An 11462-nucleotide genomic window follows, 5' to 3' on the forward strand; every position below is an offset into this window, starting at 1 on the left:
GATTTTCACTTCTCTAAGAGAGCTAAATGTATAATAATAAAACAATGGGTAGCAACAAAACAATAATAATAAATTTAAATAATTTAGAACATAACTTAAATTTAATTAAAAATAAAATTGGCGAAAAAGAAATAGTAGCCACCTTAAAAGGTGACGCATATGGTCACGGGCTTATAAACATCTTTAAATTTTTAAAATCAAAAAAAATAAATTATTTTGGACTTTCTAATATTGAAGATGCTAAAACACTTAAAAAAATTGATAAAAATATAAAAATATTGATGTACATTAAAGTGGATAAAAAAGAAATTAAAAATTTGATTAAATTTGAATTAGTACCATTTGTTGCTGATTTTGAATATCTATTTTCAATAGAAAAAGAATGCGCATTGCAAAAAAATAAAATAAAAGTCCACTTAAAAATTGATATCGGAATGAATAGATATGGAATAAAAATAGATGATGCCCTTGAAATAGCTACATATATTCAAAATTCAAAATTTCTAGAACTAGAAGGGGTCTGCTCACATCTCCCATCAACAGAAAACTTTAAAACCACACAAAAGCAAATAGAGCAATTCTTATTTTTTTTAGAAACACTAAAACAAAAAAATATTCATCCCAAATTTGTCCATATTTCTAATTCGGGACACATTATTAACTACAAACTAAGTCCACAATTTAATATGGTAAGACCAGGCCTTATTCTTTACGGTTACTGTCAATCACAAAAAAACAAAAAACCTGCTTTAAATTTTAAACCTGTATTAAGCTTATTTTCAAAAATAATATTTATCAAAAATGTCAAAAAGGGTGAAAAAATTTCATATTCGGGTATATTTCAAGCCAAAGAAGATATGAAAATAGGAATTATTCCAATCGGATATTTTGATGGAATACCTCAAAATATAAGTAATGATTTTTATTTTTTAATAAACAATAAAAAATGTAAAATAAGGGGAAAAGTTTGCATGAATCTGGCAATAGTAGAAATTCCCAAAGACCTAAAAGTTAAAACAGGTTCAAAAGTAGAAATTGTATCAGAAAAATTAAGTATAGATGAAATGAGTAAATTTTCTAAAAGAAGTCATTATGAATTACTATGTAATATAGGAAAATACGAAAAGAGAAAATACTTAGATTAAATTGCCCAAAGAATCAAATTTTTGAAAATCTATTAAATTGCCTCTAGAATCATAAATCCACTTATAAATTGAAAATCCCCCAACATCATCTCTTAATCTCAAATCCGGACCATGATTAGACTGCTTTGACATTTTCCCAAATTTATTATATTCATATTTATAAACACTAACTCCATGAATATCGTCCTGCAACTGTCCCAAGCTGCCAAAATTTTTTTGAGAAATAAGCCTATTTTGTTTATCATATTCATATAAATACTCAAAAACAAAATTACAATCAGCAACCAAAACTCCATCCTTAGAATAATTTTTCTTGGAAATCATATTGCCATTAGAATCGTAACTAAATTTATACTTTGAAACTCCTTCAAAATCATCTATTGGATTAACAAAATCCCCACCAAAATGTTCTTGAGCAATCAAAAATCCTTCTTTGTCGTAAGAGTATCTATAAATCATCACGCCTTTAACATCAGCTATTAAATTAAAATTTTTATCAAAAAAAATATTTTCTATTAGATAAAAATTATCATCATATTTATAACTATAAATAGCAATACCTTTAAAATTATCCATTATTTCATACTTTTCCTCATAAACAGTAGGAATATCTCTATTATAGTTTTTATTGATCTTATTACTGTAGTTTATTATTCTTTTTTCATTATTTTGGATATAAAAAATAGTCTTCTTCATGGCATACCCATTTTGACTGATTGTTAAATTATTATTATTGTCGTAATTATATTCCTTGTAATAGCAATCTTTATCTTTAAAATAATATTCATAGCGATAAATTGCTACATTATTTTCATCAGGAGTCAAGTTGTTATTAATATCATAATTTAAAATCTCAATAACTTTTCCATCAACATCATAATGATATATTTTAGTAGCTACAGAAAATGGATTTGAAACAGCATAAGCCGATTTATCAAGATATTCCTCTTTAATAAGATTATGATTAGCATCATAAGTTAATCTAAACCCAAAAGTACCATTTTTTGATCTTACGATATAACCATTCTCATCGTAATACAAAACCGTTTTAACAAATTTGGTATGATCATAGCTGATCTTTGTAAAATACACATTATTTAAATCTTTGATTTGAATCCCTGATTCATTAAATCTGTAAACACTAAACTCTCTCTCATTGTCGTATAAAAAATGATAATAAGAAACATCATATTTATCTCTAACCATTTCATTAGATCTATTATAATTAAAAATATTTTTAATCCTGCCATCACTCATATACTCTATATGTTCAATATAAACACCATTATTGTTTTTAAAAGCAAGTCCCCTATTTAGAAATATGCGCCTTTCGCTGCGCTTGGATCTTTCTATTTTAATTTGGCTTGCATTAAAAAAAGAAGGCATTAAAATACTAAGCTTACCAATATAATCAACTAAAATAAGATTATTATTGCGATCATAAGTAAATTTATATCCGTACTCTTCCTCAGATTCTTCTTTTGTAATCTCATATTTACCCACTATACTGTAATTAACAGAATAATCTGCAAACCTATAGTAAACTTCTTTTGAAAAAAGAGGAGCACTAATAAAAAATATTATAAATAACATGAATAAATTCCTTGATAAATCAACCCTATTTTGATAGATTTTATTATACAATAAATCTATCAAAAGGAGCTTTAAAATGGCTAAAATTTCTAAAAACGCTCAAAGAGTGGGTTCAAAAGAACTAATAAGTCGATGGGGAGGAAAAATTATAATGAAATCAAAATTTGAAAATGGGAAAATAAAGCATTATGCAGAATGTCAAACTTCAAAAAATACAGCAAGAAAGCCAAGGGATTTATTTTAACAAATAAATCCGCTTACTTACAAACGCTATTTTTTTTGTATCCTATCACTAAATTTGACCCAAGCTTCGTCTTGCTCTTGTTTTGTATAGCTCTTATTTGCTACTTGCTTAGACGCTGTGCCCTTCTTGGGGAAAGAATTTCTAACTTGCTCTTTTATTTCCTCTCTTTGTTTTCTAATTTTTTCCAATTGTCTTTTAACTCTTTCATTTGAATCAAAAAGACCGCTTCCACTTTTATTCAAACCAGCTCTAAAATCCAATCTAGACAAAGCCTCTTTATAACTTTGATGTTTGCCTGTCAAAAACAAAACAATTCTTTTAAACAAGCTTAAATCTTTATAAGCAGCATTTAAAATCGAATACAAATCAAGTTTATATATTTTATATAAGGGTAACAATTCATTACTATTCTTAAAATATTTTGCTGCTTCAACTTTAATCAAATCTTTAAGATGAACCTGAACACTTTGTGTTTTACAAACTCTCCTGTAATGAGAAACAATAAGATCAAGAAACTTAACTTTATTTTTTAAGCAATACTCATTCATAATATATCTAGATACCAATCTACTTAGAACTTCTTCTAAACCTTCTTCTGTGAAAATAGAAGAAGGATCATCCCCAAAGCTAAGAATTTTAAATATACTAGCCTTCAATTCACTATTAAGAAATTGCAAAACCTTTTCATATTCTTCTAAAAAAAACTCATATGCAAAAGGCTTGTACAAATAAAAATTTTCTTTTACTTGAAATATTTTTGGCAAAATATCATGAATTTTAGATTCAAAAAAGTACATATTAGCAACTAACAAAAAATTTTCAGGATCGTTTAGCCCTTCAGAATAAACTTTTAAAATCCCAAAAAACTCTTCTGTATCAATTGAGCCTTTTTTAAACTCTAAAGTCTTTTCAATTGCTTTTAAAGATTCATCAATTTTAACAGCTTCTATAGCCTTAAGCTCTTCTAAGTCTTTTTCATTTTTAATAAAAAAATTAAGAAACTCTAAAAAAACAAAATAATTTTTTGAAAAAGTAATTCCTTTTTTGCCAAGAACTTCATCCTTGATTTCAATTATGCCGGAGAGAATCTTAGAAATAGCACCAATAATATTCTTGCCCTCTTCTAAAGTTTTCTCATAATCAATAAGCTTTAATCCTTTTATTCTAACGAAAACATCTTTTACAACATTATTAGAAGCAATATTAAAAAATATTTTTTTAACAAACTCAATAAAATATAAAGCCCTGCTCGATGGAATTATCAATGATTTCCAAACTAATATTTCTTTCAATTGTGATTTTGTTTCAAAAAATTTATAGTTAATATCTGAATCTGTAATAGTTATAAATTCATTCTTAAAAACCAACAAACTAGATTCTATATTCTTAACAGTAAGCAAAGAGCTAAAAAGCTCTATTCCTATATAAGTTTTCAAAAATAAATCATCAATAGAATAATAATAAAAATCATAACTGGCCTCATCGGTCAAAATTATACTGTCTGGCAAAAATTCTCCATCAGTTGCTATTCTATTAGTAACTATTCCTCTTTTAACTTCATAAAGTTTACGAAATAAAAAATCAAGCTCCCCTTTTAAACCTCTTATTTTTACAGAATGCTCTTCTATAAAAGAAGAATAATCTATAGCTTCCTTTTTATAAGACAAAATAGTTTTCAAAATTGATTTTTGGGTATCAGAAGATATTCCTAGTTGAGAAATCAAAATATCCACTTCTTTGCTACTCATATAAAAAATTTCTGGTAATTTTTTCATATTGTTCCTTATATTACATTTAAATAATAAAACATATTACATTAAAAATATATTAACAAGTCAAAATTAAGATCAAATAATCAATAAAAGTTAAATAACATTAAATTATATAAAAAATATAAAAGCAAAAAAATTAAAGAAATGCCCCTACCAAAAACCCCTTTAAATTTAACCACTAAAAATAAAACTAAAGTTATAAATACCATTATACTAAAATCTAAAATATAAATATTTTGCAATAAGATAGGTCTGAAAAAACTACTACTAGCTAAAATAAATCCGATATTAAAAATATTACTACCAATAATGTTGCCAAATGCAATGTCTGATTCTTTTCTAATTATTGCAAAAAGAGATACAACAAGCTCGGGAACACTTGTCCCAAAAGCTACAAGTATAATTCCAATCAACTTTTCACTAATATTAAAAACATTGTTGGCAATGTAAAGAGCTCCATCTACCAATAATTTCGATCCCAAATAAAGAAAATACATGCTAATAGCAAAACTTAACAAGTTAAAAAATACAAAGTTAAAACTCTGATTTAAATTACTTGCACCTTCTTGGAAAGAATTTTCCAAGCTGGCATGCGCTTTTTCTTCTTTATAAAAAAGCAACAAATAGGATAAAAATAAAATTAAAATACTAAATGAGCTAAAACGATTATAAGGTGTTATAAAAAAAGAGTAAGATCTAAAATCAAATGAAAGCAATAAAAGAAGAAACATTAATAAAAACAAAAACATAAAAGAAAGTTTAAGTCTTTTAAAATCTGCCTTAATCTTAAAAAAGAATCCTGCTAAAGGCAGAGCAAGCAACATATTAATAATATTGCTACCAATAACATTAGAAACAACAATTTCGTTTTTACCCTTAAAAGCTGCCACCAAACTTGTAAAAAGCTCTGGAGCACTTGTTGAAAAAGATACTATTGTAACTCCTATTAAAAGTGTTGGGACTTTTAAATAAGTAGCAATACCAACTGAACTTTTTAAAAGTAAATTACCACCAAGATACAATAAAAAAATCCCAAATCCTACGTAAAAAAATTGAATTAAATGTTGCAAATAAATCTCCTTTACAAGAAACAATAATTAAAAAGAATCTAAATATTCTTTTAAACTACCTTTAATCATATAATAAACATTAGATGCATTCCAAAGACTAAAGCCACTACCAAATGACTCTTTGATTCCTTTAAGCTGAAACTTTAAATACTCCAAATAAATCTCGTCATCCACCAATCTTTCTTTTCCTAATAAAAAAGCTTGAACATAAGGTCTAATAACAACCCCATCTAAAGAAAAAGCAAGCGCTCTATCACTTCCCTCTTTATAAAGCCTATAAGCTCTTTTTGTGTAATAAAAATTGCTTGGCAAAAAATCATCAGTATAATGCGAAGGATAAAACATAGGAGATATAACGTCAACATAATCTGATAACATTGAAATATTTTGCCCAATACTATTGGTAGGAAACCAGCCATTGTACCCATAAATATCAACAGAAATAGGAACATAAAGCTGTTCTCTTGCCATAATCAAAAAAGATTCAAGTGCATCAACGGGTTGCATCTCATGCTTATTCATTCTCGAGATTGCAAGAGACACGGGCCCATCTGATGGAAATCTAATATAATCAAACTGTATCTCGTCAACTCCAAAAGATTGAATTTCTTTTGCGATAGAAATATTATATTCCCAAGTAGCAGGAGAAAAAATATCTACCCAATGCTCTACTTGTACATATTTCACAAGGCCACTAGAATCAACTTTTTTAATCAAATGAGCCCAAGGTTTATTGGTTTTTTTATTCCAAAGAGCGTGTTTAAAATTATCATAATAATACAATTTTGAATCTTTAAATACAACACATCTAGCAATAACATAAATTCCAAGCTCTTTTGCTTTTTTAAGAATATAGGGAACATCAATAAAGTTTTTAACAGATCTCAACTTATTGGGCAAAGAAAGCTTACTAGAATAAGTCAAATTACCATTATCATCTTTAAAATCAATTACAACGGCATTCATACCTGAATCTTTAATAAATTTAAATCTTTCATCAACTGCCCTCTTATTACGCAATGTATATGCTGTTAAATAAATAGACCCTTTATTTTTAGCAAGCCGCATCCTTTGTGATTTTTCAAAAAAATCCTGATCCTGCAAAGATAATTTTCCAATAAATACCCATTGCCCATTAATATAAGAATAAAAATGATTGTCATATGTTCTGACTAAAATTTTTTCTACATTCTTGCTAGATAAGTCTAAAATACGTATTATTTGCTTTTTAAAAGGAAAAGATATTTTTTTAATAAATCCACTTTTCTGACTAATTAAAAAAATATCTCCATAAACTCCAGAGGAAAAATATAAATTATTTGTCTCTTCTTTTGAAAATTCAATAGCACTAATAATATCGTAATATCCTGCACCTAAATAAATCTGCGGAATCAAACGATTTAAATTTTTAAAACTAATAGCTCCATTAACACTAATATAAATACCATGAATCGCAGTTCCAATAGCAATACGCTTGTAATCTCCTTGAGAAAAGGCACTAGATGTAATATATGCACCGCTATTAAATTTATCAATTCCCACTAATTTTCTAAAATTTTTTGAATAATCATAAGAAACATAAAGATTGTTACTTGTAGTCAAAAATGAACTTGAAGAATAAACATCCTCATAAATAGAAGTAATTCGACTAGGAACAAGCTTATGAAAAGGGTAAACCCACCTAGAATTTATCCCATTGACTTGAACTTTGGTTATTTTCCCATTAACATTTTTACTTAAAAATCCTTTATGAACAAAAAATAAACTATATTTTTTAAAAAATTCTTCATCGGTTAATGAATATATACTAAAAACCTTAAAAACAAAAAAGAAGAAAATAACCACCCAATAGATAAAAATTTTCATATACATTAATACATGATACTTGCAAATGAAAAAATATTAAATAACAGTGATTTTTATTTGAACAATTGGATCTCAATTAAATTTAAAAAAACCTAAATTTTATAACGACTTTGCTCTTAAAAATCTTAAGCTCTGCCATAAAGCCTTGTAATAAAACTTATATTTTGACTCAAAGTAGTATCTAAATCACTTTCTAATAATCTAAAAATACAATTATCTAAAGTGCTTTTTGGGATATTTACACTAAATTTATCTCCTAAATTAATATAATCTTGCATTGGCACTATCACATTATCAGAAACACTACCCATAGCACTTCTTATCATGTCCCAAACAACAAAATTTTCATTTGTATTTAAATAATCAAAAATGTACTTTTTATGCAAATCATCTAAAGAATTAATAAACTCTCGTATTGTATCATTATCACCACTTCCTGTGTAAACTATGCAATTTTTAATATAATTATGAGGAAGATTTTGATTGCTTGAATCAAAATCAAAGGCAAGATTCATTATTTTCATTCCTGGAAAATTAAAAAAATCTCTTAGTCTTGAAACATCTTCAAGATCATTTTGAAAATCTTCAACCCAAATTTTTAAATCTTTAATTTCATTTAAAATAAAATTGAAAAAATCTCGTCCTGGCGACTTTACCCACAACCCATTAAAAGCATAAGACTCACTCGCACTAACTTCCCAAGTAGAAACAAAACCTCTGAAATGATCAATTTTAATTATATCTGCATACTTTCTTAAAACCTCGATCCTTTTTGCCCACCATTCATACTTAAATTTCTTTAAAACATTCCAGCTATAAGCTGCACTATCCCAAGCTTGCTCTTGTTCTAAAAAATAATCTGGAGAAATTCCTGCAATCTTATCTTTGCTTGCATCAAATCTTAGCTTAAAATATTTTTGGTGTGCCCAAACATCAGCAGAGTCATATGCCATAAAAAAAGGCACGTTCATAATTAGCTCAATCCCCTTATCATTTGCATAGCACTTTAAAGCTTGAAACTGTGAAAAAAAGAAATACTGCAACACCTCTTGTACTTTAATCTCTTTTGAAAGGATATTTCTCAATTTAAATAAATCTTTTTCATTTCTTTTAAGAATTCCTCTATCAAAAAGAACATTAAAAGCATTCTTTGACTCTTTAAAAAAATATTCTTTAAACGCAACAAAACTTGCAAAATCTAAAAGCCAATAAGAAGACTTTTTTTTAAATTTTTCAAAGCTTCTAACCTCATCAGCTGAAGCTCTATTAATAAAATTTAAAGCGGCTTCTTTAAGAAATTTATCTTTAAAACTTAATTTTTTTAAATCAGAATACCTGGTTTCATTTTCTTTTAAAAGGCTTAAATCTGAATCTATAAATTTGTCAAGGGCTTCTAAATCAATATAATAAACATTGCCAGCAAAAGCCGAAAAAATTGAATAAGGGGGAGATCTTGTAAAATCAATAGGGGAATAAGCAAACATTTGCCAATAACTTTGAGAAGATGCAAACAAAAAATCTATAAATTTATAAGCTCCTTTTCCTAAATCTCCAATGCTATATTTAGATGGTAAAGAGCTTATGTTAAGCAAAATACCACTTTTTCTTTTTAAGTCTAAATTAAACCTTGTTTTTTTATATTTCATATAAAACCTCTATTAATTAATAATTTAAATAAATTCCCACTGTGTTATAAATTATAATAAATATCAGATCAGAACAACATATTAAATAGCAATTTTTAAAAAAAAATTTAGAAATTAAATACTTTTATGATAGAATCTATTAATGAATACCGAGGCGACTACACCATTGTTGCTATTATTTTTAGTTCAAAGCTTAGCTTTTTCTTCTGAAATCTTTGAATTTAAATACATTAAAGGTTCAAAGTTTAGATTAGAGGGTACAGATAATCAAAAAATATATTTCAATGGCCATTATAATTCAAGCTCTAATACCAATATTCAGATTTCAAGTGAAATAAAAGACATAAAAGAAAACTTTGCAAGCATTAAAGCTTTTTTTAGAATCTTAAAAAGAGAAAATATTAATGAACCTTACCTATTAAATGAAGAGTTTGAAGAAATCTTCAGCGTAAATAAGCAAGGAGAATATACAATAGGAGCAAATCAAAAAAGACCTTCTGTTAGAGGCATTCCAAGATTTCCAAAAACACCAATCAAAATAAATGAAAAATGGTCATATCCTGCAGAAGAATATATAGAAGCGTCAAAAATAGACAAAAGTATAAAAGATTTTGTTGTAAAATTTAATGTTAACTACAAATATAAAGGCAAAGAAGAGCACAATGGCAAGCATTACCACATAATTCTTTCGAATTATGAATCACAATACAATGTAAAAAACATCTCTTTCTATCAAAAAGTAGACCAAAAAATTTATTTTGATAATGAAATTGGCAATACATATAAATACAGCGATAAATATATATTTGAAATAAATCAGAACAACAACCAACATTTTAAAATGATTGGAAACTCTCTTGGTAGAATAGTTTCAATTGAGCTTCCAAATGATAATCTTATTGAAACTGAAGTTGAAAATTACATCCGAGAAAAAAAAATAAAAGCTATTGACGTTGAAAAAAACAATAAAGGTATTAATTTAAGCTTCGACATTGAATTTTATCCTAACTCATTTCAAATACTACAAAAAGAATATAAAAAAATTGACCTTATAGCTAAACTTCTTGAAAAATTTAAAAAAAATAACATACTAATAGAAGGACATACTGAGCAATTTGGATTGGAAGAAGAGATGCACGAGCTATCTGAAAAAAGAGCTCGTGCAATTGGAAATCATTTAATAAAAATGAAAGTAAAAGACAAAGACCAAATACTATTTAAAGGATGGGGATCTCAAAAACCAAAATATCCTAAATCTTCCCCATTAAAGGCTAAAAATAGGCGAGTAGAAATTACAATATTAAATAACTAACTTAAGATGTATCATCTTTTGTTCTTTTTTTCTTTTTTTGTCTGACAACTAATACACAAAAAAGCATAAGGAATAGCTAAAAGTCTCTCCCTAGCAATCTCTTTTTCACAAGCCAAACACTTACCATAAGAATTTTGAGAAATTCTATAAAGAGCTTGATTTATTAAATTCAACTTTCTCTTTTCAACAAAACCTAACGCTTCAAGATTATTTCCATCCATATTATCAAAAGCAATATCGACAACATCCTTTGGATACATGTCATTATTAATTATTTCTTTTTTGCTATTTTCTACAGACTTAATAGAATCTAATATCTCTCTTTTTTCAGCTGAAAGAAATTTTTTGATCTCTTCAATAAACTCATGCTCAGAAACAGCTTTTTGCATGATACCTCCCTATAAATTACATTTTTAAAAAACTTCGTGTAATTATATACACAATTTCTTATAATGTAAACAAAAAATAATGCTTTTATTCTTAAAAAGAATAATTGAAATGATATGTTTAATCATGTAAAATTTATCCTATTAGAGAAAATTATGGAGGTTGTCTTGAATATTAAAGAAGAAGCTATTGAAACTGAAGGAATTGTAAAAGAATCCCTTCCAAATACCATGTTTAGAGTAGAGCTTAAAAACAAGCACATTGTACTTGCTCATCTATCTGGCAAAATGCGAAAACATTTCATAAAAATAGTTCCTGGTGATAAAGTAAAAGTTGAGCTATCTCCTTATGATCTTACAAAAGGTAGAATAGTATACAGGGAAAAATAAAATTAAACCCTTTTAAAAAATTTTCAAGTGTTGTAAAT

10 protein-coding genes are annotated in these 11462 nt (G+C 26.7%); 4 read left to right on the forward strand and 6 right to left on the reverse strand.

Annotation, left to right across the window (positions count from 1 at the left end; all coding sequences use genetic code 11):
- The first annotated feature begins 26 nt into the window (after nt 1-26).
- Nucleotides 27-1145 (forward strand): alanine racemase, encoded by a 1119-nt coding sequence (gene alr / locus QIA19_RS01325; RefSeq protein ID WP_301365265.1) that lies wholly within the window; start codon nt 27-29, stop codon nt 1143-1145.
- Here the strand turns inward: alr and QIA19_RS01330 are convergent.
- The gene (locus tag QIA19_RS01330; RefSeq protein WP_301365267.1) at nt 1137-2738 is read right to left on the reverse strand and encodes a hypothetical protein; all 1602 of its coding nucleotides are present in this window, start codon (nt 2736-2738) and stop codon (nt 1137-1139) included. The two genes, alr and QIA19_RS01330, sit on opposite strands and share 9 nt — an antisense overlap.
- Before the next feature lie 76 nt (nt 2739-2814).
- On the opposite strand from QIA19_RS01330, the gene QIA19_RS01335 reads away from it, so the two are divergent.
- The gene (locus tag QIA19_RS01335) at nt 2815-2982 is read left to right on the forward strand and encodes a hypothetical protein (protein ID WP_002657037.1); all 168 of its coding nucleotides are present in this window, start codon (nt 2815-2817) and stop codon (nt 2980-2982) included.
- 26 nt (nt 2983-3008) lie between these two features.
- Here QIA19_RS01335 and QIA19_RS01340 read toward each other — a convergent pair whose 3' ends face one another.
- From QIA19_RS01340 to malQ, 4 genes are all read right to left on the reverse strand, one after another.
- A complete protein-coding gene (locus QIA19_RS01340) occupies nt 3009-4757 on the reverse strand; it encodes a hypothetical protein (protein ID WP_301365269.1) in 1749 nt (582 codons plus the stop codon).
- A gap of 80 nt (nt 4758-4837) precedes the next feature.
- A complete protein-coding gene (locus QIA19_RS01345) occupies nt 4838-5824 on the reverse strand; it encodes a calcium/sodium antiporter (RefSeq protein ID WP_301365270.1) in 987 nt (328 codons plus the stop codon).
- A gap of 27 nt (nt 5825-5851) precedes the next feature.
- Nucleotides 5852-7696, reverse strand: coding sequence for a putative glycoside hydrolase (locus tag QIA19_RS01350; protein WP_301365272.1), 1845 nt, complete (start codon nt 7694-7696; stop codon nt 5852-5854).
- 119 nt (nt 7697-7815) lie between these two features.
- Nucleotides 7816-9336 (reverse strand): 4-alpha-glucanotransferase, encoded by a 1521-nt coding sequence (gene malQ, locus QIA19_RS01355; protein ID WP_301365274.1) that lies wholly within the window; start codon nt 9334-9336, stop codon nt 7816-7818.
- A 142-nt stretch (nt 9337-9478) separates the two neighbouring features.
- Here malQ and QIA19_RS01360 point away from each other — a divergent pair, with 142 nt between their 5' ends.
- Nucleotides 9479-10648, forward strand: coding sequence for an OmpA family protein (locus tag QIA19_RS01360; RefSeq protein ID WP_301365276.1), 1170 nt, complete (start codon nt 9479-9481; stop codon nt 10646-10648).
- An 11-nt stretch (nt 10649-10659) separates the two neighbouring features.
- Here QIA19_RS01360 and QIA19_RS01365 read toward each other — a convergent pair whose 3' ends face one another.
- A complete protein-coding gene (locus QIA19_RS01365) occupies nt 10660-11037 on the reverse strand; it encodes a TraR/DksA family transcriptional regulator (RefSeq protein ID WP_008882447.1) in 378 nt (125 codons plus the stop codon).
- Nucleotides 11038-11202: 165 nt separating this feature from the next.
- Here QIA19_RS01365 and infA point away from each other — a divergent pair, with 165 nt between their 5' ends.
- Nucleotides 11203-11424 (forward strand): translation initiation factor IF-1, encoded by a 222-nt coding sequence (gene infA, locus QIA19_RS01370; RefSeq protein WP_002556767.1) that lies wholly within the window; start codon nt 11203-11205, stop codon nt 11422-11424.
- Nucleotides 11425-11462 lie beyond the last annotated feature (38 nt).

Origin of the sequence: [Borrelia] finlandensis (assembly GCF_030438365.2) — a bacterium.
In the GTDB taxonomy this organism is placed as follows: Bacteria; Spirochaetota; Spirochaetia; order Borreliales; family Borreliaceae; genus Borreliella; species Borreliella finlandensis.